Below are 23,315 nucleotides of genomic sequence, written 5' to 3' on the forward strand. Positions count from 1 at the left end.
GATTAACAGCAGAACGCTGACTGAAACTGCCCTCCACGCTATCAGAACAACCATTAATGAAACCCCGTTTCGATCAAACTGAGCTGATTTATTAAAAAATTTTATAGCTGCTTAAAAAAAAGAGTTGTGCCGCAGGGACTGCCGTCCGGCAACAGGGCGTAATTCGGGATCACGCCAGCCTTTTCCCATTGATGGCGTGAATAAAATCGTTCGGCATCGCTGCCGGTGGAGGTATCCAGCACCAGCACCGTTTTACCGGCTTTACGCGCCTCGCTTTCCAGCGTTTCCATCAGCGCCTGGGCGATACCGGCGCGACGCGCGCGGCGATGGACCAGCAGTTTCGAGACATCCGCGCGGTGCGGCTGGTTTTCCGGCTGGCTCAGGATCAGTTGTACGGTGCCGACAGGCTTACCTTCTTCATCGAACGCCGCCAGCACAAGGCGATCATCACGGGCCGCGCTTTGCGCGACATCAAGCCAGAACGCGCGCGCTTTCTCGGGGCTGAATGGCAGCATGAAACTGACGGACGCGCCGCCTTCCACGCAGTCGGTCAGCACATCGCTCAGGGAATCAAGATGGGTGGGGATCTCCGCCGCGCTGAGGCGACGAACGGTATACGCCAGGGTCATTGGTACTCCGCCATGGGGATTTATCAAAGGGTTATCAGATATTCCCTATCATGGCGGAGAAAGGCCGCAACGCGTCAGAGGAAAATCTTATCCTGCGGCGCGCTTGTGGGTGGTTTTCATCTGGTACATCTCGTTATCGGCCCCTTTCAGCAGCCCGGCAAGATCGCGATGCTTGTCTTCATCAAACTGCACCACGCCCCAGGAAAGGCCGAGCCGCCACGGTTTGCCGCTCTCGCGGTTAAAGGCGTCGGTCTGCTCGACCAGATACTGCATCGCAATCCACGCGCCTTTATCGTCGGTATCGTTAAACAGCACCACAAATTCATCGCCGCCGAGCCGCGCCAGGAGATCGCTGTCGCGGAACGCGTTTTTCATCAGCATCGCCATCGCGTTTAACGCTTCATCCCCGGCCGCGTGCCCCCAGGTATCGTTAATCTCTTTGAAATGGTCGAGATCGATAAAGCCGAGCGACATCGGCTCGCTGCGACGCCGGTGGGTAGAGAAGGCGTACCCGGCAAGCGAGGTAAAGCCGCGACGGTTCAGCAGCCCGGTGAGATCGTCGATGGTCGCCACACTCAGCACCATAAACTCATCTTCGACAATCGCCGCCAGATCGCGCAGCAGCAGCGTGTCAGCCTCGCTGAATTCGCGTGGTTCGGTGTCGATAATGCACAGCGAACCCGCCGTGGCGCCATCGGGCAGTTGCACCGGGCAACCGGCATAAAAACGAATATGCGGCGGGCCGTTTACCAGCGCATTATCGTGAAACCGTTCATCGCTCAGCGCATCCGTGATAATCAGCGGCGCGTTGTTTAAAATCGTATGGCCGCAGAACGAGACGTTGCGGGGAATAGGCTTGGGCTCGACGCCATCGCAGGAGGCGAACCAGAGCTGCTCCTGATCGACGAGACTGATCAACGCCACCGGGGCGTTAAAAAGGCGCTTCGCAAGCCGGGTAAGACGGTCAAAACGCTCTGTCGGCGCCGCATCAAGCAGGCCAGAATCATGCAGGGACTGAAGACGCGCCTGCTCATTAACCGGGATATCGGGTGTTTTCATTGCGCAACCTGTAAGCACTGTTTAATTGAAGCATAGCGTATCCGGCATCAGGCAAAGAGACCGCCGCCGTCAAAGCGCGTAAATACGATTTTTACCTTCGCGCTTGGCGCTGTAAAGCGCGTCGTCCGCCGCTTTCAGCCACTGCGCCGCGCCGCGCATGTCCGCCGTGGCGCGCGCGATACCAATACTGAGCGTGCAGCGCAACGCGCTGTCCGGGAAAACGTTCATCTGCGCGGCCTGCGCCATGATGCGATCGGCTATCGCACAGGCGCGGCCAAAGGAAGTATCAGGCAGCAGCACCACAAATTCATCGCCGCCAAAGCGCGCCACCGTATCGCCCGCCCGCGTCGCCTCGCGCAGGATCTCAGAAAACGTCACCAGCAGCTGATCTCCCGCCTCATGACCATAGCGATCGTTCGCGGCTTTAAAATCATCAATATCAATAAACATAAGCGCCGCGGGCTGTTCATGTTTGTGAAAACGTTGCAGCGCCGCATCAATGTCGTGTTCAAGCCTGCGCCGGTTAGCAATATTGAGCAGCGGATCGGTATTGGCGTAACGCTCAAGCTCACGGGTTTTCTCCCTCAGGTGCGCGGAGAGCGCATGGCTTACCATACTGAGCGCCAGCACATAAATGGAGATCAGCGGCAGCGTGGCGTAAAGCGTGCGGGAAGAGACGGCCAGGTGCACCGGCAACCCGAGCGCAAACCAGGTGGCGCCGAACATTAGCGTCATGACGCCCGCCGCCTGGCGCATCAGCGGGAAACCGCCCGCCGCGAGCCTGTCGGAGAGCAAAATGGTGGCGATCGCAACAGAAGTGAGCGGCGAGAGCGCCGTCTGGGCTATCCAGAACCCCCCCGCCGCCGCGTCCGCCAGCAGGTTTTGCAGTTCGGTGCGCGCGGGGTGACGGCTGCGGCGCGCGCGGTAACGCGCGGCCCAGGGCCAGAGAAACGCGTTCGCGGCCAGCAGCGCCTGCGCCCATAACGGGCGCTGAAGCTCCAGTAATAGCGCGAACAGCGGGATGAAGCAGAGCGTGGTGCCCAGCTGGCGCATAAAAAACATGCGCCTGACGAACCTGAGCGCGGAGGAATGCTGATGACGGTTTAGCTGCTCAGATGCGCTCTTCATACCAGTATCCGGTGACGAAACCCAGCCATCTTAGTAACCCAGGATCCTGGCGGCAAGTACTTTAAAGCGCTCGCGGAAACAATCGCTCACATTCTGAAAAGAAACGGCAGTTCAATATGTTATTCACGCGACATGGTCACGGGATCGTTACGATAACGTTATGACAAATGTTGCGCCAGACGCAGCGTCGGCTGATGCTCATCGTGTACCGATGTCCGGTTGCGCCCCTCTCGTTTGGACTGATACAGCAAACTGTCCGCCTCGCGCATCAGGCGCGTAAACGTGTCGCTTACGCGATCCTGCGGCGCGGCTTCATAGCCAAGGCCGATACTGACGCTGAAAGAAAGCGTCTGCCCTTCACAGACAACGGGCTCACCGGCCACCTGCTGGCGAATGGTCTCGGCCAGTTGGCAGGCGCGGTCGAGCGTCATATCCGGGCAAACCACCACGAACTCTTCGCCGCCCATACGCGCCACGCGCCCGGCGTCGCCCGTCAGCTCGCGTAGTTTCTCCCCGAAGGTCGCCAGCACCGCATCGCCGCACTCATGACCATAGTTATCATTAATGCTTTTGAAATGATCGAGATCCATCAGCATCACGCACAGCGGCCGCCCGGCGAGCGCTGGATTGTTATCATCGCGCGCCAGCGCCTCGAAAAGCCCTGAGCGGGAATAAACGCCGGTGAGATGGTCGTAATTGGCGCGCCGGGAGATCTGCGCCAGCAGCGAGTTAATGGCGCTGACGCTCACCGCCACAATCGCCGGGCAGATAGCGATGGTCGCCACGCCCAGGCGCGTCGAAAACATCTGGCTGCCGACAGAAAGCTTCGCGGAGCTGATTTCAATGATCCCATAGCTCACGAGAATAATTTGCAGCACGCCGGTGCAGAGCGTTAAGAAACAGGTGACGTTGAGCGGGTAGCGCACCGCACACCAGATAAGCGCCGCGACCGGAAACGCCAGACAGCCCGCGCCGCCAATCACTACCGAGGCCGCAAGCGACGCCACCAGTGCCAGCAGCGGCCAGAGGGCTTCCGGCTTCACGCGCGCAGGCCACGACGGGCGCGCCAGCGTTAAGATCCACGGCATCAGGAGGACGCCCGTCGAGAACTGCTCGCTAAACCAGTCGCACAGGAGCGGCAGAAAGCCCTGATCGTTAATCCTGAGGCTCCCCATCGCGCCAAAAAAGCCGCAGAGTAGCGCCGCCAGCAGACAATAGTTAAAGAGCCGCAGCGCGTTAACGGGCCTTGCGAATGCGGGTCCGCGCCGTTTATCACGCACCAGCAGCAGCGCCACGGTGATGATAAACACCATATTGGAGAAGTTAATAAGCAGCGAAGCCGCGCCCCAGTTGGTGGTCATCGCATCATAGGCCAGCATCGCCACATAGCAGATGGCGTAATACCCAGTGCGATTCAGGAACGGGTAACGCGCGAAGACCGCCGCCATAACCGCGTTCAGCGGCCAGAACAGCGACAGCGGCTCAATCAGGCGCATCATCGCGCCCACGAAATAAAACAGCGTGGTCAGAAGAAAAAGGAGGGATGCGTTGAGCAACATGTTTTCTTCGCGAAAACCAGCCAACTTCGCCTGGTTAAACATAATCTATCGCTTACGGCTGCGGGCGGCGGCTGAGAGACGGCGCCGGGATAACGGAATGGCAATAAGCTTAACACGTTTTAAACACAAATTTGGCGGTGTTTGAGCGCGCGGGTGGAAAATCACGCCGTCGTTTAGCGGTTCATCTCCTGCACCAGCCAGCGATGGATAACAGCAACGATATAGGCCTGCTGCGCGGCGCTGAGCGCGACGCCCGCAGGCAGATTATGCCATTTCGCAAGACACCCCCGGCAACAGGTGGCGGTAGCGTGCTGGGCGATAAAAACCGGATGCCCGCGCATCGGCGTCTGCTTGCCATCATTAGCGGGCTCGGCGGGCGCCAGCCGTTTCGCGATAAAGTCCGCGGCGTGCTGGTCAATCACCTCCGGGCCTTTATCCATGCAATATTGCCGCTCTTTCACGCCGAGATGAAAACGGCGGCGAAAGGCGGAGCGATTCAGTCGCGCAAACAGCGCATCCATACGGCCTCCTCAGAAAATTGAACGGCCAATCTCGCGCGCAAGAATTTCCAGCGCCGCGATGCCTGCCAGTGAATTTCCGGCGTGATCGAGCGCCGGACTCCAGACCGCGATAGACATCTCATGCGGCACCACGGCGATAATCCCCCCGCCGACGCCCGATTTCCCCGGCATCCCCACGCGCCAGGCAAATTCGCCGGAGCTTTCATACATCCCGCTCGTCGCCATCAGCGCATTAACCTGACGGGCCTGCACCGGGCTTATCACCGGCGTATCGAGATGCGGCGCCCGTCCCTGATTCGCCAGAAACAGAAAGGCGCGCGCCAGCTCCGCGCAGCTCATCTTCAGCGCGCAGTAGTGAAAATAGTTTTGCAGCACCGTGATGACATCGTTATGGAAATTGCCGAAGGATTTCATCAGATACGCGATGGCGGCGTTACGGGCCGAGTGTTCAAACTCAGAGCGCGCCACGGCGGTGTCGTAGGTGATATCCGGCGCGCCGCAAAGGCTGCGCACCACTTCCAGCATCCGCTGTTTCGGGGCGCTGAGACGGCTTTGCAGCATATCGCAGACCACCAGCGCGCCCGCGTTAATAAACGGGTTGCGCGGTTTGCCCTGCTCCAGCTCCAGCTGCACCAGCGAGTTAAAGGGCTGCCCGGAGGGGTCTTTCCCTACCCGCTCCCAGATCTCGCGATCGTCATAGCGGCCCATGGCGAGGACCAGGCTCAGGACTTTAGAGATCGACTGAATGGAGAAGCGCTCGTCGGCGTCGCCTGCGCTGAAGCAGTCGCCCGCCACGGTGCAGACGGCGATGCCAAGCCGGTCGGCGGGCACATCGGCCAGCGCCGGAATATAGTCAGCCACCTTGCCCTGTACCGCGAGCGGGCGCACCTGTTCAAGAATTGAAGCCAGTAATTCGTTATTAAGCGTGTGGGTCACCAGAGACTCCCGGCGCGAAGGACGATCGTTCGGGCCGGGAGTATAGCAATCTCAGGCAGGGAGACGAAAGCGCGAGACGGCATCCGTGAGGCGACGCGACTCATCGCGCAGGCGCAGCGACGCGTGCGTGGTGTGCTGCACCAGCGATCCGGTTTCCCCCGCCACCTGGTTGAGCGCGCCGATGCGCTGCGTCACCTGATGAATGCTGTCGCCCTGATTCATGGTCGCCACGGCGATCTCCCCGAGCAGGCCCGTCAGATGACTGACCAGCGCCATCACCCGCCCCAGATTTTCTTCGAGCTTCGACACCGCCTCCGAACCCTTCTCGATACCCTGTAAAGAGTGATGGATGAGCTCCTGAATGGTCTGGGTCGAATGGCTGCTCTTACGCGCCAGCAGCCCGACCTCTTTCGCCACCACGGCGAAACCGCGTCCGTGATTCCCGGCGTGCGCCGCTTCAATGGCGGCGTTCAGCGCGAGAATATTGGTCTGGAAGGCGACGCTGTCGATCATCGCCACGATCCCGCGCATTTCGGAGGAGCGCGACACAATATCCTGCATCGAGTGGTTCACCGTCTGCATCATTTCATCGCCGCCGGCGGCAATACCGCGCGCTTCATCGGCGCGGGCGTTCGCCACGCGGGCATATTCGCTGTTCTCTTCCACATGCGCTTCGAGCGTTTCAATATGCGCGGTCACTTTGCGCAGCTCCTCCGCCTGCAGCGCCGAATGGCTGAAAAGCTGCTCGTTGCCCACGGCCAGCTCGCCGATATTCGCGACAATTGCAGACGTCGCCTCGCGCACCTCGTTGACCAGCTGTTGCAGCCCGCCCTGCATCTGGCCGATGCTCTGGCTCAGTTCAGCCATCTCCCGGTTCACCAGCCTGCCCGCGGGCAGCGGCGCGCAGAGATCGCCCGCCGCCAGCCGGTTGATATGCGCGATAAGCCGCGTGAGCGGGCGGATAACCCAGACGGCCATACTGCGCCACACCAGCAGCGCGATAATCAGCAGTACGCCAAGCGCCATGATAAAGAGCCGTTGCGCCTGCTCCAGCCCACCCAGCAGCGTGCGGCTGTCGCGATCCGCACGCTGCGCATTCGCGCTCTGGTAGCGGGCGAAGTTGTCGTTAAAATCGGCCTGGAACGCCTGCACCGGCACCGCGAAAAAGGCGTCAATGCTATTGGTGGTGACCAGCCCGTCCGCCTGCTCTTTCAGCGCGCCGTAGAAATTCTGGTAGCTCGCTTTCAGCGGATCGTCTTTTGCAGGGTTAAGCGTGTTGTAGCGCTCAAACGCGGTATGGGAACGTTTCAGCGCGGCCTGCGCCTCATCCATCAGGCTGTTCCAGCTCCCCACCGAGCCGGTTTCTTTATCCTGCATAAAGTAGATGCCTGCGCGGTTCAGCAAATCGCTTGCCATCAGGAGCGTAACGCGAGCGTCATCCATCGCCGACTGTTGCTGACGTTGCGCCTCGCGGTGCTGGACCTGCTGTTGCGTGTCGCCAAGGAGTGACGAGAGCATTACCGTTGAGAGAATTTGCAGTGCGGAAAAAAGCGTAATAACACACAGAATACCGGCCATCAGCCCGAAGCGAGTGCGCGGTACGACGCGCCGGATGGCGCGGTAAATTTTAGTTAGGTTCATGTTTTTCTTCGTTAAACAGCGAAAACCACCGCGAGTCTACAAAGCAAAAATGACAGAACCATGTCACGGATATGACAAAGGGCCGCGCAGGCGGCCCCTGAGTAAGTGAAGCGCTCCCGCCAGGCAGACGGAACCACTGCCCCGTAGGGCGGGTAAGCAAAGCGCACCGCCAGGCAGACGGAACCACTGCCCCGTAGGTGGGTAAGCACTCGTAGGGTGGGTAAGCAAAGCGCACCCGCCGATCAGACTGACCCACTACGCGCCGTGCGGGATAACGCTTTTATTCGCCGTAGCGTTTAGCGACGGTTTTTCCAGACGGTCTGGATGTTGCAGAACTCATGCAGGCCAAAGTGCGACAATTCGCGGCCAAAACCGCTCTTCTTCACGCCGCCGAACGCCACGCGGGCGTCGCTCGCGCAGTAGCCGTTAATAAAGACGCCGCCGCACTCCAGACGCGCCGCGAAATCATTGGCGCGGTCGTCATCGGCGGTCCAGACCGTGGCGCACAGACCAAATTCGCTCTCGTTCGCCAGCTCCAGCGCCTGTTCGGCGTCTCGCGCCACGCTGATAGTCGCCACCGGCCCGAACAGCTCCTGGCGAAACGCGGTCATCTCGCGCGTCACGTTGCCCAGCACTGTCGGCGCGTAGTAATTCGCCGCACCGGCTACCTTCTCACCGCCCAGCAGCAGCGTCGCGCCTTCGCTGAGCGTCGCCGTCACCTGCCCATGCAGCTCGTCGCGCAGATCGTAGCGCGCCATCGGGCCGAGGAAAGTGGATTCGTCAGTAGGCGCCCCCATTTTCAGCTGCTGCGCGGCGGCGACGAATTTTTCGCTAAAGGCATCGGCGATGCTGGCTTCGACGATAAAACGCTTGGAGGCGGCGCAGACTTGTCCGGTGTTCTGGTAGCGTCCGGCCACCGCCGCTTTCACGGCCTCGTCGAGATCGGCGTCCGCCAGCACGATAAAGGGATCGGAGCCGCCCAGCTCCAGCACGCATTTTTTCAGCGCTGCGCCCGCCTGCGCGCCGATAGCGGCACCCGCGCGCACGCTGCCGGTGACGGTGACGGCGGCGATACGCGGATCGTTAATCGCCTGGCTGACGCCGTCGTTGGTCGCGTTAATGACCTCGAACACGCCATCCGGCACGCCCGCCTCTTCAAAAATCTCATTAATCAGCAGCGCGCAGCCCATCACGTTCGGCGCGTGTTTGAGCAGATAGGTGTTGCCTGCGAGCAGAATGGGCACCGCGCCGCGCATCACCTGCCACAGCGGGAAGTTCCACGGCATTACGGCGAGGATTGGCCCGAGCGGGCGGTATTCAATCACGGCCTGCTGGTTTTCCACCTGGGTCGGTTCTGTCGCGAGCATCGCCGGGCCGTGTTCGGCATACCAGTCGCACAGCGCGGCGGATTTCGCCACTTCGCCGCGCGCCTGAAGAATAGGTTTACCCATTTCGGCGGTGATCATCTGCGCCAGCGCTTCACTGCGCGCGCGCAGCGCGTCACCGATCTTACGCAGCGTCTGCGCGCGCTCATCCATACTGGCGGCGCGCCAGCGGCGAAAGCCTTGGCTTACGCGGGTTATCGACAGTTCAACCTCTTCAGCGCTCGCCAGCGGGTATGCCGCCAGGGTTTCGCCGGTGGCCGGGTTTACGGAAATCGCATGGGTTGCAGGGGAAATGCTCATCAATGGGCCTCTCTCTTATGAGTGGTTATGGGCGACGATTTTTCACAGCACATCGTCAACGCTATTGCCATAGCCTGGCCTGCTCTGGTATTTCTGAAAAGTGAATAATAATGACGATTCCATTCACCCGGAGAGAATGCGATGGATTTAACCCAGCTTGAGATGTTTAACGCCGTGGCCGAAACCGGCAGCATCACGGCCGCCGCCCAGCGTGTCCACCGGGTGCCGTCAAACCTGACCACCCGCATCCGCCAGCTCGAAGACGATTTAGGCGTGGATCTGTTTATCCGTGAGAACCAGCGCCTCAGGCTTGCGCCCGCCGGGCACAGTTTTCTCGCCTACAGCAAACGTATTCTGGCGCTGGTGCAGGAGGCGCGCGAAGTGGTCTCCGGCGACGAGCCGCAGGGGATTTTCTCACTCGGATCGCTTGAGAGCACCGCGGCGGTGCGCATCCCCGCCGTGCTCGCTACCTTTAACCAGCGCTACCCGAAAATTCAGTTCGATCTGGCGACCGGCCCGTCAGGCACCATGATTGACGGCGTGCTGGCGGGCGAACTCAGCGCGGCGTTTGTCGACGGTCCGGTCCTGCATCCGAATCTGGAAGGGATGCCGGTCTACCAGGAAGAGATGATGCTGGTGGCGCACGCGAATCATCCGACCGTGACGCGCGCGCAGGAGATCAACGGCGCCAGCATTTACGCCTTTCGCGCGAACTGCTCCTACCGGCGGCATTTCGAGAGCTGGTTTAAAGAGGACCAGGCGATGCCGGGCAAGATCCACGAGATGGAGTCTTACCACGGTATGCTGGCGTGCGTGGTGGCCGGGGCGGGTGTGGCGATGATCCCGCGCAGCATGCTGGAGAGTATGCCGGGCAGCCATCAGGTGCAGGCGTGGCCGCTGGCCGATAAATGGCGCTACATTGATACCTGGCTTATCTGGCGGCGCGGCGCGAAAACCCGCCAGATTGAGGCTTTTACAGCACTGCTGCCGCCGTGTCCGGCACCCGCTTTTGCATAAACAGGCTCAGCGGATCGGGCTGGTAAGGCGCAAACGGCCCGGTCTGCGTATAGCCGCAGCGCTCATAAAGTTTCACCGCCGCCTGCTGGTGAATGCCGGTTTCCAGCTGCAACGTGTGGCAACCGCGTGACTGCGCGGCGGCTTCCAGCGCCGCCATCAGTTTTTCGCCCAGCCGCTGCCCGCGGTGGCGCTCATCAATATACACCCGTTTGATTTCCCCGCAGCCGTCGCCGGTCAGCATGACCGCCCCGCAACCGACGGCCACGTCCTGATGGCGGATCACCATAAAAATCATGGCGTCATCCGGGAGTCCGGCGAGGTCCACCAGATGGTTACTTTCTGCGGGATACAGCGTGCTCTGGTAAGCGTCCAGCGCGGCGATCAGCGCCCGGCTTTCTGCGCTGCCTGGCGTTTCGATGGATATCGGGTACATAGCGGCTCCTCCGTGTTTTTTACTAGCTTTACCGGCTGCGCGCCGCGCATGCAACCGGGTTGTCAGAGGATTGTCTTATGATATGCCCTTTAATACGCAAAGGGGATTTCCCGGCACCGGGTTGTGCAGGTACTCTGTGCGGCGAAATGGGTTAACAAGGAATGACGCCATGAATAACAGAGCACGAAAAGTGATGATTATCGGCGCGGGCAACGTCGGCACCGCCGCCGCCTGGGCCCTGCTGAACCAGAATATCGGCGAGGAGCTGATTCTGGTGGATCTCGACGCCGCGCGCGTTGAAGGACACTGTCAGGATCTGCGCGACGCCGCCGCGTATATGCCGGGGATGATTACCATCTCCACCCGCCAGGCAAAGGAGTGCGCGGATGTCGATATCGCGGTGATAACTGTCTCCGGCGGCGCGCTGAAACCGGGCCAGACGCGGCTGGACGAGCTGACCAATACCGCGCGCATCGTCGGCCAGATTGTTCCGCAGATGATGGCGGGCGGCTTTAACGGCATTTTCCTCGTGGCGACTAACCCGTGCGATATCATCACCTGGCAGGTATGGAAACTCTCCGGCCTGCCGCGCAATCAGGTGATCGGCACCGGCGTCTGGCTCGACACCACCCGCCTGCGCCGCACGCTGGCGGAAGCGCTGGAGATCGGCCCGCAAAGCATCGACGCCTTTATTCTGGGCGAACATGGCGACACCCAGTTCCCGGTCTGGTCGCACTCCTCGGTGTATGGCTCGCCGGTGGCGCAGGTTTATGAGCGCAAAACGGGTAAGCCGCTCGACACCGCGGCGCTCGCCGACAGAGTGCGCAAACTGGGCTTTGAAATTTACGCCCGTAAAGGCTGTACGGAATATGGTATCGCGGGCACTATCGCGGAGATCTGCCGCAATATCTTCACTGGCAGCCACCGGGCGCTGGCGGTATCGTGCATTCTTGATGGCGAATATGGCGTAGACAATGTGGCCATTGGCGTCCCGGCGGTGCTGGCGCAAAACGGTGTGCAGCAAATTATTGAACTGCAACTGGAAGGCGAAGAGCAGGCCAAATTTCAGCATTCCGTGGCGGTGATTAAAGCGAACATCGCCCGCCTGCCCTGAAAATAATAATGGCGCCCGCAACGGGCGCCGAATCATCAGCGCAGCAATACCTGGCCGATAAGATAGGTGACCGCCTGCCCGCCAATCAGCACGCGATCGCCCTGCCATTCACAGCGTAAATCGCCGCCCCGCGCCGACACCTGGCGCGCCATCATTGACGTTTTGCCAAGCTTTGCGCCCCAGAACGGGATCAGCATACTGTGCGCCGAGCCGGTCACCGGATCTTCCGCCACGCTTTCGCCGGGGCAGAAAAAGCGGCTGACGAAATCATACGGGCCGCCAGGCGTGCCGGGCGCGGTCACGCAAACCTGCTTGCCGAGCGGCAGCAGCGCCTGGATATCCGGCGTCAGCGCCTCCACCTGCGCCTGGGTTGGGAGTTCCACCAGATAGTCGCGGAAAAGCGCGACCGACACCGCGGCGTCAATCCCCAGCGCGCTCAGCAGCAGCGCGGGCGCCTCCACCGGCTGCGCCTGCCACGCCGGGAAGTTCAGCGTCAGCCAGTCGCCGCTGCGCGTAACGGACACCTCCCCGACAAAGCGCGTCGAGAAACGGATTTCGCTGTGCGGGTAATCGAGATGCTCGAAAATCACATGCGCGGCGGCAATCGTGGCGTGGCCGCAGAGGTTGATTTCATAGCGCGTGGTAAACCAGCGCAGTTCGAAACCGTCGTCGGTGCGCACGAAAAAGGCGGTCTCCGACTGGTTATGCTGCTGCGCCATCGAAAGCAGCGTCTCATCCGGCAGCCATTCGCTTAACGGACAGACCGCCGCCGCATTGCCGCCGTAGGTTTTCTCAGCAAACGCGTCCACCAGATAAAAATCAATTGGTTGCATTGTTATTTCCGCCCTGTTCTCTGTGGCCTCTTTTTTTCAGACTATCACGCGTGCTGAAAACCGTGACGACATTTGCTTTGCTGCCGTTTCGCCTGTTTCACAAAGGGCGTAAAAATGAGATTTGCGTCACAAAATAGTTGTATCCCGACAGGCGAACGTTTTAAGATCGCTTGCTTCTTATTCACTTCTGACCAGCGCGAATCTTTTTTATGACGATGAATACAGTCTCTCGCAAAACGGCGTGGCTGCGGGTAGTTACGCTTGCGGTCGCGGCATTTATTTTTAATACCACCGAGTTTGTGCCGGTGGGTCTGCTCTCCGATATCGCCGCGAGTTTCCATATGGAATCCGCGCAGGCGGGCATCATGCTGACCATCTACGCCTGGGTGGTGGCGCTGATGTCGCTGCCGTTTATGCTGCTGACAAGCCAGGTGGAGCGCCGCAAGCTCCTGATTGCGCTGTTTGTCGTCTTCGTCGCCAGCCACATGCTGTCCTTTATGGCGTGGAGCTTTGAGGTGCTGGTGATTAGCCGTATCGGCATCGCCTTCGCCCATGCGATTTTCTGGTCGATTACCGCCTCGCTGGCCATTCGCCTGGCGCCGCCTGGCAAACGCGCCCAGGCGCTGAGCCTGATTGCGACCGGCACCGCGCTGGCGTCCGTACTCGGTCTCCCTATCGGGCGCATCGTCGGGCAATATTTCGGCTGGCGCACCACGTTTTTCGCCATTGGCATCGGCGCGCTGATTACGCTCGCCTGCCTGGTGAAACTGCTGCCGAAAATCCCGAGCGAACACTCCGGCTCGCTCGCGAGCCTGCCGGCGCTGTTCCGCCGCCCGGCCTTGCTGTGCATTTACGTGCTGACCGCCGTGGTGGTGACCGCGCACTTCACCGCTTATAGCTATATTGAGCCGTTTGTGCAGAACGTCGCGGGCATGAGTGAAAACTTCGCCACCTTCCTGCTGCTGGTGCTCGGCACCGCCGGGATTATCGGCAGCGTGATTTTCGGCAAGCTCGGCAACCTGCACGCGTCCGGGCTTATCAGCAGCGCCATCGGCGTGCTGGTTATCTGCCTGCTGCTGTTGCTGCCGGCGTCGCACAGCGCTGTTAACCTGACGGTTCTCTGTGCCTTCTGGGGCATCGCGATTATGCTTATCGGCCTTGGGATGCAGGTGAAAGTGCTGGCGCTGGCGCCGGACGCCACCGATGTCGCGATGTCGCTTTTCTCCGGCATCTTTAACATCGGTATCGGCGCGGGCGCGCTGGTGGGCAATCAGGTGAGCCTGCAGCTTTCTATGTCTTCCATCGGTTATATGGGCGCTATCCCGGCGCTCGCCGCGTTTGTCTGGGCGATTGTGATTTTCCGGCGCTGGCCGGTTCAGCTCCCGGAGGAGCAGCCGCACCACGGTTAACCTTAACGCCGCCTTTTCAGGCGGCGTTTTTACCTCTTTTTACCGGTTTTGCCTGCGCTGCATTACACCTTCCTGCCATTAACAGGCGACAGCTATCGCACTGATAGACAACGCCTACCTTTTGATTTCGAAGGATTTTTGACGCGTTTTAGCAGATCGTGTGATCTCAAAAATCATTCGGTTGACTTATGTTTGCCTGGGCAATAATATCTCGCGTGACTAATCTACTTGCCTGGGCAACTATGTTGGAAAATAACAGCGATCTGTTTAACGAGATTATTCCTTTAGGACGGCTGATTCATTTGGTGAATCAGAAAAAGGATCGCCTGCTCAATGAGTACCTCGCCCCGCTCGATATCACCGCGGCGCAGTTTAAGGTGCTCTGTTCCATTCGCTGTCCTGGCCGCATCACGCCGGGGGAGCTGAAAAAAGTGCTCTCAGTGGATTTAGGCGCCCTGACGCGCATGCTGGATCGTCTGGTGTGCAAGGGCTGGGTGGCGCGGTTGCCCAACCCGAATGATAAACGGGGCGTACTGGTTGTGCTCACGGAAGAAGGCGCGGCGCTGTGTGAACAGGGCCACCAGCTGGTAGGACAAAACCTGCATCAAGAATTAACAAAAAACCTGACGGCAGACGAAGTGGCGACCCTCGAATACCTGCTTAAAAGGGTGCTGCCGTAACAGCAAAGAGGTAAGACGATGTCCAGACGCAACAATGATGCCATTACTATTCATAGCATTTTGGACTGGATTGAAGATAACCTGGAATCCCCCCTTTCTCTTGAGAAAGTGTCGGCGCGTTCGGGTTACTCGAAATGGCACCTGCAACGTATGTTCAAAAAAGAGACCGGTCACTCGCTGGGCCAGTATATCCGCAACCGGAAACTGACTGAGATTGCGCTCAAGCTCAAAGAGAGCGATGAACCGATTCTTTATCTGGCCGAGCGCTATGGGTTTGAATCCCAGCAGACGCTGACCCGCACGTTTAAGAACTATTTCTCCGTGCCGCCGCATAAATATCGCGTGACGCGGATGCCGGGCGAAGGCAAGTACCTTCATCCGCTGAATCACTGAGCAGCAAAGAACGCCGACGGCGGCACTCCGCCGTTACACCTCTCCTTTGGGAGATAACCGAGGATATGATGAAATCCATAACGTGCGCCGCAGCGCTGTTGCTGGCGCTGACCTCCGGCTACGCGCTGGCAGGCAGCTCCAAAACCGACGCGTGCGCCGGGGACCACAGCACGATGATGGTGCCGATTGAGCATCACGAGTCGCTGGATCTCAGCCATCGCAGCGCGGGCAGCGATAAATCAGACGAGCTGGGTGTGCCGTACTACAACCAGTCGCGTTAAAAAAACCGGGCTCAGCCCGGTTTTTTCATGCGCTGCGCACCGCCCGCCGTACCCGCCAGCCAAACACATTGATATACAGCCCCGCCATCACCAGCAGCGCGCCGATAATCTGTAACACCGAAAGCCGCTCATCGAGCAGCAGCGCAGCGCTGGCAAGCCCTACCACCGGCACCAGCAGCGACAGCGGCGCCACGCGCCAGGTCTCGTAACGCCCAAGCAGCGTCCCCCAGATGCCGTAGCCCAAAATCGTCGCGATAAACGCCAGATAGACCAGTGAAAGCACCGTCACGCTATCGATATTCACCAGGCTCTGCACCACGGCATCCACGCCGTCGAACATCAGGCTCGCCGCAAAAAACGGCAGCACCGGGATCAGCGCGCTCCACACCACCAGCGACATCACCGCCGGCGGCGTCGGCAGTTGCATGATTTTTTTATTGAAGATATTGCCGCAGGCCCAGCTCAGCGCCGCGGCGAGCGTCAACATAAAGCCGGTCAGCGCCACATGCTGGCCGTTAAGGCTGCCCTCAATCAGCACCAGCATCCCGCCGATGGCGAGCGCAATGCCGGTCAGCTGTTTGGCCTGGAGACGTTCGCGAAACGCAAACACGCCGAGCACGATCGTGAAAAACGCCTGCGCCTGAAGCACCAGCGAAGCGAGCCCCGCGGGCATCCCGAACTTAATAGCGGTGAAGAGAAACGCGAACTGCCCGAAGCTAATCGTCAGTCCGTAGCCCAGCAGCAGGCGAAACGGGACTTTCGGGCGGGCAATAAATAACAGCGCGGGAAAGGCGACCAGCAAAAAACGCAGTCCTGCCAGCAACAGCGGCGGCATGGCGTGTAACCCGACTTTGATTACGACGAAATTCAACCCCCAGGCCAGCACGACCAGTAGTGCCAGCAGCCCGTCTTTACGCGTCATCCCCTGCCCCTGTTATTTATTAAAATTATGTTAATGCTTCACCATACCGGAATCTTCCGGTGAGAGACAGATCACTAATTTATGGGGGGAAAGTAAAGCACTTCTGAACCCCTGGCAGGGTGTACAGCGCCCAAATGGCGTGTTATTGCTGTAAAAGAGACCTGAATCAGGCGCTCGCTCCCGCTCACCCCATAAAAAAGATAAGAAAATGTTATCAAAGAAAACGCGTTCCACCGTCGCGCTGCTGGGCTCGTCGTTAATGCTGACCATCGGCCGCGGCGCCACGCTGCCGTTTATGGCGATTTATCTCGCGAAACGCTTCGCGATGTCGGTCGATGAAATCGGCGTCGCGCTCACCAGCGCCATGACCGCAGGCGTCTTTTTCAGCCTGGCGTTCAGCGTGCTCGCTGACCGCTTCGACAAAAAGCGCTACATGCTCATCGCTATCGCGGTGTTTGTGGCGGGTTTTGTGGCGATCCCGCTGGCGCATAACGCCCTGTTGGTGATCCTCTTTTTCGCCATCATCAACTGCGCGTATTCCGTGTTTTCTACCGTTCTGAAGAGTTATTTCGCCGACACGCTGGGCGTGGCGGCCAAAGCGCGTATTTTCTCGCTCAACTACACCTTTCTGAATATCGGCTGGACGGTCGGCCCGCCGGTCGGCACGCTGCTGATGGTGTATGGCCTGAATATGCCGTTCTGGCTCTCAGCGGTGACCTCCGGCATGACCTTTATGGTGATAAGCGTTTTTGTACAGCGCGTGGCACCCGCCCATGAGCAGGCCGATTCGCCCGCAGGCCCGCCGCCGCTCTCGCTGCTGTGGCGCGATCAGCGTCTGCTGTGGTTTACGGGATCGGCGTTTCTCGGCTCACTGGTGGCAGGTTCCTTTGCCATCTGCATCTCACAATATGTGCTGACCTTCTCCGACAGCGCGCTGGCGCAGCAGATTGTCGCGGTAGTGCTGCCGGTCAACGCCGTTCTTGTGGTTTCGCTGCAATATCTGGTGGGCCGAAAACTGCGCGCCGAGAACTTAAGCCGCCTGATGCTCTTCGGCACCGTCTGCTTTATTCTCGGCCTCGGCGGTTTCCTGATGTCAGGCACCAATCTCTGGATGTGGGGCGCGGCGGCGGCGGTCTTTACGCTTGGCGAAATCATCTACGCGCCTGGCGAATATATGCTGATCGACAACATCGCCCCGCCGGGCCTGAAAGCGGGCTACTTTTCCGTACAGTCGCTCGGCTGGCTGGGCGCGGCGTTCAACCCGATGTACAGCGGCTTTGTACTGACCACGCTGCCTTCCTGGTCGCTGTTCGCGTCGCTCATGGTCTTCGCCGCCACGGCGTATCTGATGATGGTGAAAGGCATGCGCGTTAAAACCGTCGGCGTGATGCAGCCAGAGTGAATGGAATGCGGGCCGGGGGAATACGCCGCCCGCATTTTTTAAAACGGAGAGATTTTTAGTAATACAGTGACTCTGCGATAGGCTACATACTTTATGAAAAGCATCAGCCCACAGCCGAGAAGCCAGTAAAAGCTTAACAGTACGCAGAGCATGAAATGTGTTGAGCCACCGAAACCAAAAAGCAGCGTCGGTATTAAAAACATCAGAAAGAAATGCCCCTTAATTAAGTGAAGCGGTAATAAATCCATTACAACAAATGCCGGGAACATGCCATACCACAAGGCTAAATTAAGCGAAGCCGCTACCCGAACGCTATAAGCGCCGTAAAATACCTGATAAAAAGAGTAATAGATCGCTTCGTGCAGTATGAGCACGAAAACCATTGAGAAGAGTACCATCAGGGGGCGGAAAATTATCTCACAGAAGAATCGCCTGAAATCGTTATCCATGATCTTTTATCCTTTCTTGTTATAACGCTTTAAATCTGCTTCTTCGATGGGTTCAGCAAGTACCTCACTTTTAACAGGAAAAGTATTTTCATATACTCGCACACGAGGATAATCCTGATTGTTAGTCAAGACGTTATAAGTGAATCGCTTACTGGCATAAAGCGCGCCGCGTAGGACAAAGAAATTATCATAGGTATTGGAGCCATCATAACGACTGGTAAACGTTCCGTCCGCCCAACGCCTTGCGATCTCCAGCGTTTGCTCCACAGAATGCGTAGCCCGATAGGTGTCGACGGCATAAGGAATCTGTCCGACCGCGTCAGCCCAATACGGTAAGCCATTAATGAGTACCAAAAGATATCCGTCAGCACCTTGCGCACTGGCTTTCCAGTCTCCCGGCATTCCCGAAGCGAATGATAATGAAGGTCGATCTGTTTCAGCGAAATCGACGATATCCTGCCAGCTGAAATGCTTATAGGCGTTCTGAACTTCTTGCTCATGATTAAAATATATCAACGGATGATAATTATCCGCCAGGGGTTCAAACCATTGCCAGGCATAGCGATCGTATAGTGATTTCGCTGTAAGTATCTCAAACATTTCGCCATCTTTTAAGCCGAGCGCAAACAAAATATCGCCGTTAGATCGTGTGATAATTTTACAGGAAGGGATGCAAACTGTTTCGACGTGATTTTCCGTAACTGGCCGGGTATGTGAATAGTAGACAAGATGTGTTTCGCCATTATCCGTCTGGAAATCGTAGGCTCGCCCATTGATAATGTGTTGAGATTTTTTCATGACCATTCCTTTTGTTGCGGCAATCTCAACACTTTACGCCAGTCATACTCACAATGAGTAAATCTATTATTTTTATCGGAAAATATTTATCTCAGTGTCTGTTATCTAAAAATAAAGGCCAGCCTCCCGCCAGCCTTTCATCACCGCCATTAAATCGCCACCAACCCCCGCACACCGTCAGCTTCCATCTCTGCGCCGAGACCGCGCTGGACGATAGCGCCGCGCGACATCACCAGATAGTTATCCGCCAGTCCGGCGGCGAAATCGTAAAACTGCTCCACCAGCAGAATAGTCATATCGCCGCGCGCGGCCAGCGCCTGGATAACCGCGCCTATCTCTTTGATAACCGACGGCTGAATGCCCTCGGTAGGTTCGTCGAGGATCAGTAACTGCGGACGGCTGGCGAGCGCCCGCCCGATGGCGAGCTGCTGTTGCTGCCCGCCGGAGAGATCGCCGCCACGCCGCTGGCGCATCGATTTCAGCACCGGAAACAGCGTGTAGATCTCCTCGGGCACGCTTCTGGCGTCGGCGCCGCGAAAGCGCGACAGCCCCATCAGCAGGTTTTCCTCCACCGTCAGTCGCGGGAAAATCTCGCGCCCCTGCGGCACATACGCGATGCCCGCCGCCACGCGCTGGTGCGGTTTATACCGGGTGATGACGTCGCCCTGCCAGGTCACCGAACCGGTTTTCGCCGGGATCAGCCCCATCAGGCATTTCAGCAGCGTGCTTTTGCCGACGCCGTTGCGCCCGAGCAGACAGGTCACTTCGCCAGGGCGCGCCTCAAGCGACACGCCGCGCAGAATATGGCTGCCGCCGTAGTATTGATGCAGTTCGTTTACGTTTAACATCGCTGTTCCTTAACGCCCGAGATAGACGTCGATCACCTGCTCGTTGGCCTGAACGTCCGCCAGCGACCCTTCCGCCAGCACCTGGCCCTGATGCAGTACCGTCACTTTGTCGGCGATGGTTTCCACAAAGCCCATATCGTGCTCCACCACCATCAGGGAATGTTTGCCCGCCAGCGCGCGAAACAGCTCGGCGGCATAGTCGGTTTCCGCGTCGGTCATGCCCGCCGCAGGCTCGTCGAGCAGCAGCAGATGCGGCTCCTGCACCAGCAGCATGCCGATTTCCAGAAACTGCTTCTGGCCGTGCGAGAGCGCACCGGCCAGACGCTGGCGCTCAGCCCCTAAGCGCAGCGTCGCCAGCATCGCGTCGATGCGGTCCGCCTGCTCGCTGTTCAGCCGCGCGCGCAGCGTCCCGCGTACCGTTTTATCGCCCTTTTGCGCCAGCTCCAGATTCTCAAACACCGTCAGCGCCTCAAACACCGTCGGCTTCTGGAACTTGCGCCCGATGCCGCGCCGGGCGATCTCCACCGGATCAAGACGCGTGAGGTCGGTTTGCTGATCGTAAATCGCCCGCCCGCTCTGAGGCCGGGTTTTGCCGGTTATGACATCCATCAGCGTGGTTTTGCCCGCGCCATTGGGGCCGATAATGCAGCGCAGTTCGCCGACGCCGGTGGAGAGCGTCAGATCGTTGAGCGCCTGAAAGCCGTCGAAACTGACGTTGATTTTCTCCAGTTGCAGCACCGGATCGGTCTGCGCGCGAAAGCGATCGGTCTCATACTGCCGGGTATAGAGCGTATCCGTAGCGTGCATTATTTCTCTCCTCTGCGCAGAAGCCCCGCCACGCCGCGCGGCAAAAACAGGGTGATGAGGATAAATATCAGCCCTAAAAAGAGCTGCCAGTACTCCGGCATCACCACGGTGAAGAGACTTTTAGCCCCGTTAACCAGCAGCGCCCCGAAAACCGGCCCCACCAGCGTGCCGCGTCCGCCGAGCGCCACCCAGATGGCGGCTTCGATGGAGTTGGTCGGCGACATCTCGCCCGGGTTAATGATGCCGACCTGCGGTACATAGAGCGCGCCGGCAAGGCCGCACATCACGGCCGAAATCGTCCAGACCAGCAGCTTGAAGCCGCGCGGATCGTAGCCGCAGAACATCAGGCGGCTTTCGGCGTCGCGCACCGCCGTCAGCACCCGGCCAAACTTGCTGCGCGCGAGCCACAGCCCGACGGCGAGGCAGGCCAGCAGCAAGCCGAGCGTGGCGATAAAGAGCGCGATGCGGGTGCCGGTCGCGGTGAGCGAAAACCCGAGCAGCGTGGTAAAGCCGGTAAAGCCGTTGTTGCCGCCAAAGCCGGTTTCATTGCGAAAAAAGAGCAGCATCCCGGCGAAGGTCAGCGCCTGGGTAATGATGGAGAAATAGACGCCCTTGATTTTCGAGCGGAACGCAAAGAAGCCGAAGACCAGCGCCAGCAGCCCCGGCACCAGCACCACCAGCAGCAGCGCCCAGATAAAATTCGAGGTGCCCCACCAGTACCACGGCAGCTCGCTCCAGGAGAGAAACGACATAAACGCGGGCAGCCCGTCGCCTGCCGCCTGGCGCATCAGGTACATGCCCATCGCGTAGCCGCCGAGCGCGAAGAAAATCCCGTGGCCGAGCGACAGCAGCCCGGCGTAGCCCCAGACCAGATCCAGCGCCACGGCGACAATCGCGTAGCAGAGGATTTTGCCCATCAGCGTCAGCGTCCAGGTCGAGACCGCCAGCGGGTGGCTTGCGGGTAACAGCGTGAGAAACGGCAGCGCGAAGAGCGCCGCCAGCGCCAGCCCGCCTGCGATACGGCTCAGGCGCGGCGCTTTTTGAACCAGCGTTAAGGCGATCGGCTGCGTCATTCCACGGCCCTCCCTTTGAGTGCGAACAACCCCTGCGGGCGTTTCTGGATAAACAGGATAACCATCACCAGGATGGCGATTTTGCCAAGCACCGCACCGACCTGCGGTTCGAGGAGTTTATTGAAAATACCCAGACCGAACGCCGCCGCCACGCTGCCCGCCAGCTGTCCAACGCCGCCCAGCACCACCACTAAGAAGGAATCGATGATGTAGCCCTGGCCGAGCTCCGGCCCGACATTGCCAAGCTGGGAGAGCGCCACGCCGCCGAGGCCCGCGATACCAGAGCCGAGTCCGAAGGCCAGCATATCGACGCGTCCGGTCGGTACGCCGCAGCAGGCCGCCATCGCGCGGTTCTGCGTGACCGCGCGTACGTTCATGCCAAGCCGGGTTTTAGTCAGCACAAGCCAGGTAAAAAACAGCACCAGCAGCACAAAGCCCATCACCACCAGACGGTTCCACGGCAGGATCAGGTTTGGCAGCACCTGGACGCCGCCGGAGAGCCAGGCCGGGTTCGCCACCTCGACGTTTTGCGCGCCAAACGCCATGCGCACCAGCTGGATAAGCATCAGACTGATCCCCCAGGTGGCGAGCAGCGTCTCCAGCGGGCGGCCATAGAGATGGCGAATAATGGCGCGCTCAAGCGTCATCCCCGCGCAGGCCGTGACCATAAACGCTACCGGCAGCGCTAACACCGGATAGAACGCCAGCCACTGCGGCGCGAAGGCCGCCAGCGCGTTCTGCACGCACCAGGTGGCGTAAGCGCCAAGCATCAGCATTTCGCCGTGAGCCATATTGATGACGCCGAGCAGGCCATAGGTAATCGCCAGCCCCAGCGCGGCCAGCAGCAGAATCGAGCCGAGCGACAGCCCCATAAACGCCTGGCCGAGCAGCTCACCCACCTTCAGGCGGCTGTCAATGGCGCGAACGCTGGCGGTGGCGGCCTCACGCACGCGGGCGTCAGGCTCGCTGGCGGCGTCGGTAAAAGGCTGCAGCCGCGCGCGCGTTTGCGGCTCGCCGGATTCGCCAAGCCGCGTGACGGCGTTCAGGCGCACGGCGGCATCGGGGCTTGTCAGCTGAAGCGTGGCGAGCGCAGTGGAGAGTGCCTCGCGCACGGTAGCTTCTTTTTCGACGGCCAGGCGCTGGGACAGTAATGGCGCCATGAGCGGGTCGCCGTCGCGCTGTAAAGACCGGGCGGCATCAAGGCGCTCCGTGACGTTGTCACTCACCAGACGATGGGTCGCCAGCGCCGCGGCGGCCAGATTGCGCAGGCGGTTGGTCAGCCGCAGCGGTTTCACCGCCCCTTCCGGCGTGGCGGCGCGACCGAGCGCGGTCAGGCCATCGGGACGCTGTGCGAACGGATGCTTTTGCGTATCGACGACCAGATTTTCCTGGCCGAGCGCCACCAGCAGCGGCAGACGCGCGGCGTCCGGGGCTGTCGCCCAGGTTTGCAGCAGCGTCGCCTGTTGGCTGCGGCTGGCGGCCGCGAAGTCGTCGGCGTCACCGGCGCGGGCGAGCCACGGCGTCAGCAAGGCGGCGATCATCAGCCAGCGGAATAATGTCATGGGTATCTCCTTTGCAACCGTTATGCCTCGGTGGTGTCGGGCGGCATTTTTGCGGGTGCGCTTCGCTTACCCGCCCTACAAAGAACATGCAACGGTGTCGGGCGGCATTTATGGCGGGTGCGCAAGCTTACCCGCC

The 23,315-nt window shown here is 59.5% G+C and carries 24 protein-coding genes; 7 read left to right on the forward strand and 17 right to left on the reverse strand.

Annotation, left to right across the window (positions count from 1 at the left end):
- Positions 1–101 precede the first annotated feature (101 nt).
- The 8 genes from AACV31_RS10535 to sad form a co-directional block, all read right to left on the reverse strand.
- Positions 102–629, reverse strand: a complete 528-nt coding sequence (locus AACV31_RS10535; protein ID WP_165153996.1) for a GNAT family N-acetyltransferase — start codon at positions 627–629, stop codon at positions 102–104.
- 87 nt (positions 630–716) lie between these two features.
- Positions 717–1,688 carry a sensor domain-containing diguanylate cyclase gene (locus AACV31_RS10540; protein ID WP_165153998.1) on the reverse strand — a complete coding sequence of 324 codons (972 nt, stop codon included), beginning with the start codon at positions 1,686–1,688 and terminating at the stop codon, positions 717–719.
- Between the two features lie 69 nt (positions 1,689–1,757).
- On the reverse strand, positions 1,758–2,750 hold the full coding sequence (locus tag AACV31_RS10545) for a GGDEF domain-containing protein (RefSeq protein ID WP_165154336.1): 993 nt from the start codon (positions 2,748–2,750) through the stop codon (positions 1,758–1,760).
- Positions 2,751–2,974: 224 nt separating this feature from the next.
- Complete coding sequence (locus tag AACV31_RS10550) at positions 2,975–4,417, reverse strand: GGDEF domain-containing protein (protein ID WP_165154000.1); 1,443 nt, start codon at positions 4,415–4,417, stop codon at positions 2,975–2,977.
- 131 nt (positions 4,418–4,548) lie between these two features.
- On the reverse strand, positions 4,549–4,896 hold the full coding sequence (locus AACV31_RS10555) for a DUF4186 domain-containing protein (RefSeq protein WP_007761281.1): 348 nt from the start codon (positions 4,894–4,896) through the stop codon (positions 4,549–4,551).
- 9 nt (positions 4,897–4,905) lie between these two features.
- Positions 4,906–5,832 (reverse strand): glutaminase B, encoded by a 927-nt coding sequence (glsB, locus tag AACV31_RS10560; protein ID WP_105538347.1) that lies wholly within the window; start codon positions 5,830–5,832, stop codon positions 4,906–4,908.
- 51 nt (positions 5,833–5,883) lie between these two features.
- Positions 5,884–7,473: a methyl-accepting chemotaxis protein gene (locus AACV31_RS10565; protein ID WP_165154002.1), complete on the reverse strand. Its 1,590-nt coding sequence runs from the start codon at positions 7,471–7,473 to the stop codon at positions 5,884–5,886.
- Between the two features lie 296 nt (positions 7,474–7,769).
- Positions 7,770–9,158 carry a succinate-semialdehyde dehydrogenase gene (gene sad / locus AACV31_RS10570; RefSeq protein ID WP_165154004.1) on the reverse strand — a complete coding sequence of 463 codons (1,389 nt, stop codon included), beginning with the start codon at positions 9,156–9,158 and terminating at the stop codon, positions 7,770–7,772.
- Positions 9,159–9,299: 141 nt separating this feature from the next.
- On the opposite strand from sad, the gene ptrR reads away from it, so the two are divergent.
- Positions 9,300–10,175: a putrescine utilization regulator PtrR gene (gene ptrR, locus AACV31_RS10575; protein WP_165154006.1), complete on the forward strand. Its 876-nt coding sequence runs from the start codon at positions 9,300–9,302 to the stop codon at positions 10,173–10,175.
- Here the strand turns inward: ptrR and AACV31_RS10580 are convergent.
- The gene (locus AACV31_RS10580; protein ID WP_165154008.1) at positions 10,132–10,608 is read right to left on the reverse strand and encodes a GNAT family N-acetyltransferase; all 477 of its coding nucleotides are present in this window, start codon (positions 10,606–10,608) and stop codon (positions 10,132–10,134) included. The two genes, ptrR and AACV31_RS10580, sit on opposite strands and share 44 nt — an antisense overlap.
- Before the next feature lie 169 nt (positions 10,609–10,777).
- Between AACV31_RS10580 and AACV31_RS10585 the strand changes: the two genes are divergently transcribed.
- Positions 10,778–11,722 carry an L-lactate dehydrogenase gene (locus AACV31_RS10585; RefSeq protein WP_007761316.1) on the forward strand — a complete coding sequence of 315 codons (945 nt, stop codon included), beginning with the start codon at positions 10,778–10,780 and terminating at the stop codon, positions 11,720–11,722.
- A gap of 35 nt (positions 11,723–11,757) precedes the next feature.
- Here AACV31_RS10585 and AACV31_RS10590 read toward each other — a convergent pair whose 3' ends face one another.
- Positions 11,758–12,555 (reverse strand): PhzF family phenazine biosynthesis protein, encoded by a 798-nt coding sequence (locus AACV31_RS10590; protein WP_165154010.1) that lies wholly within the window; start codon positions 12,553–12,555, stop codon positions 11,758–11,760.
- Between the two features lie 209 nt (positions 12,556–12,764).
- Between AACV31_RS10590 and AACV31_RS10595 the strand changes: the two genes are divergently transcribed.
- The 4 genes from AACV31_RS10595 (at position 12,765) to marB (ending at position 15,318) form a co-directional block, all read left to right on the forward strand.
- The gene (locus AACV31_RS10595; protein ID WP_007761325.1) at positions 12,765–13,964 is read left to right on the forward strand and encodes a sugar transporter; all 1,200 of its coding nucleotides are present in this window, start codon (positions 12,765–12,767) and stop codon (positions 13,962–13,964) included.
- A gap of 245 nt (positions 13,965–14,209) precedes the next feature.
- The gene (gene marR / locus AACV31_RS10600; RefSeq protein ID WP_032807371.1) at positions 14,210–14,644 is read left to right on the forward strand and encodes a multiple antibiotic resistance transcriptional regulator MarR; all 435 of its coding nucleotides are present in this window, start codon (positions 14,210–14,212) and stop codon (positions 14,642–14,644) included.
- Between the two features lie 18 nt (positions 14,645–14,662).
- Positions 14,663–15,037, forward strand: a complete 375-nt coding sequence (gene marA, locus AACV31_RS10605) for an MDR efflux pump AcrAB transcriptional activator MarA (protein ID WP_004384918.1) — start codon at positions 14,663–14,665, stop codon at positions 15,035–15,037.
- Between the two features lie 68 nt (positions 15,038–15,105).
- A complete protein-coding gene (gene marB, locus AACV31_RS10610) occupies positions 15,106–15,318 on the forward strand; it encodes a multiple antibiotic resistance protein MarB (RefSeq protein WP_165154012.1) in 213 nt (70 codons plus the stop codon).
- A gap of 25 nt (positions 15,319–15,343) precedes the next feature.
- On the opposite strand, the gene eamA is transcribed toward marB, so the two are convergent.
- On the reverse strand, positions 15,344–16,240 hold the full coding sequence (gene eamA / locus AACV31_RS10615; RefSeq protein ID WP_007761335.1) for an O-acetylserine/cysteine exporter: 897 nt from the start codon (positions 16,238–16,240) through the stop codon (positions 15,344–15,346).
- 208 nt (positions 16,241–16,448) lie between these two features.
- Here eamA and ydeE point away from each other — a divergent pair, with 208 nt between their 5' ends.
- Entirely contained in the window at positions 16,449–17,642 is a 1,194-nt protein-coding gene (ydeE, locus tag AACV31_RS10620) for an efflux MFS transporter YdeE (protein ID WP_165154014.1), read from the forward strand.
- A 38-nt stretch (positions 17,643–17,680) separates the two neighbouring features.
- Here the strand turns inward: ydeE and AACV31_RS10625 are convergent, their stop codons facing one another.
- The 6 genes from AACV31_RS10625 to urtB all read right to left on the reverse strand — a co-directional run bounded on the left by AACV31_RS10625 (position 17,681) and on the right by urtB (position 23,179).
- Positions 17,681–18,091 (reverse strand): hypothetical protein, encoded by a 411-nt coding sequence (locus tag AACV31_RS10625; protein ID WP_185155276.1) that lies wholly within the window; start codon positions 18,089–18,091, stop codon positions 17,681–17,683.
- Positions 18,092–18,097: 6 nt separating this feature from the next.
- Positions 18,098–18,889: a hypothetical protein gene (locus tag AACV31_RS10630; protein ID WP_165154016.1), complete on the reverse strand. Its 792-nt coding sequence runs from the start codon at positions 18,887–18,889 to the stop codon at positions 18,098–18,100.
- A gap of 149 nt (positions 18,890–19,038) precedes the next feature.
- On the reverse strand, positions 19,039–19,737 hold the full coding sequence (urtE, locus tag AACV31_RS10635) for an urea ABC transporter ATP-binding subunit UrtE (RefSeq protein WP_165154018.1): 699 nt from the start codon (positions 19,735–19,737) through the stop codon (positions 19,039–19,041).
- A gap of 9 nt (positions 19,738–19,746) precedes the next feature.
- Entirely contained in the window at positions 19,747–20,544 is a 798-nt protein-coding gene (urtD, locus tag AACV31_RS10640) for an urea ABC transporter ATP-binding protein UrtD (protein WP_165154020.1), read from the reverse strand.
- Positions 20,544–21,617: an urea ABC transporter permease subunit UrtC gene (urtC, locus tag AACV31_RS10645; protein ID WP_165154022.1), complete on the reverse strand. Its 1,074-nt coding sequence runs from the start codon at positions 21,615–21,617 to the stop codon at positions 20,544–20,546. Before urtC ends, urtD begins: the two co-directional genes overlap by 1 nt.
- Positions 21,614–23,179 (reverse strand): urea ABC transporter permease subunit UrtB, encoded by a 1,566-nt coding sequence (gene urtB, locus AACV31_RS10650; RefSeq protein WP_165154024.1) that lies wholly within the window; start codon positions 23,177–23,179, stop codon positions 21,614–21,616. The genes urtC and urtB overlap by 4 nt, the downstream gene beginning before the upstream one ends.
- Positions 23,180–23,315 lie beyond the last annotated feature (136 nt).

This window comes from Cronobacter sp. EKM101R (genome assembly GCF_963888145.1).
GTDB classification, from domain to species: Bacteria; Pseudomonadota; Gammaproteobacteria; order Enterobacterales; family Enterobacteriaceae; genus Cronobacter; species Cronobacter turicensis.